General features: G+C 30.1%; 1 protein-coding gene. It reads left to right on the plus strand.

All coding sequences use genetic code 11. From position 1 onward, the window contains the following. Positions 1-250 precede the first annotated feature (250 nt). Positions 251-622: a GxxExxY protein gene (locus P20652_RS00155; RefSeq protein ID WP_008173095.1), complete on the plus strand. Its 372-nt coding sequence runs from the start codon at positions 251-253 to the stop codon at positions 620-622. Positions 623-707: the final 85 nt, after the last annotated feature.

The raw sequence follows: 707 nt of genomic DNA on the forward strand, positions 1-707 counted from the left end.
AAATACACACGAAACTGTATTCTGAACGGCATTTTGTCTTCTCATTTACTCCTCTTTCGCTTCTCTTTGTGCAAATAGGTCTTTGATTTATTTTATTAGTAAATAGACCAACTAACGAGTGACAACTTAATAAATTACTCCATATAACCTACAAGTCTTCAATTTTCCTATTTTATTTGTACTACAATTTATTCTTATTGTAATACCATTTCTTAGTTAAATGGCTATAGTTTAAGCAACAAGGATACCTATGGATACTGATACCTTAACAAAAAAAGTGATAGGTTGCGCTATAGAAGTACACAGGAATTTAGGCCCTGGGTTATTAGAATCAAGCTACGAAGCCTGCTTAATATATGAATTAAATAAAATTGGCTTATCTTCTAAAAACCAAGTTGAGTTGCCGATATATTATAAAGATCAATATATAAACACAGGTTACCGGTTAGATATTTTATTGCCTAATAAATTAATAATTGAACTAAAGGCGGTTGATAAGCTTCTTCCAATTCACTCTGCACAATTGATAACTTATATGAAACTTGCAGAAATAAGTACTGGTTTACTAATAAACTTCAATGTCCTAAAGCTAGTCGATGGTATAAAGCGCTTTAATTCATAAAAATTATTCACTTAGGTTTTAAGTCGTTATCCAAAAGGCTATAAGTAACTGTACATTAAATTTTTAAGCGATTTATTCACTAAGA

This window comes from Pseudoalteromonas sp. BSi20652 (assembly GCF_000239855.1).
Lineage (GTDB): Bacteria > Pseudomonadota > Gammaproteobacteria > Enterobacterales > Alteromonadaceae > Pseudoalteromonas.

Coding starts and splice junctions, on each gene's coding strand:
- P20652_RS00155 (WP_008173095.1), top strand. CDS start 251: ATGGATACTGATACCTTAACAAAAAAAGTGATAGGTTGCGCTATAGAA.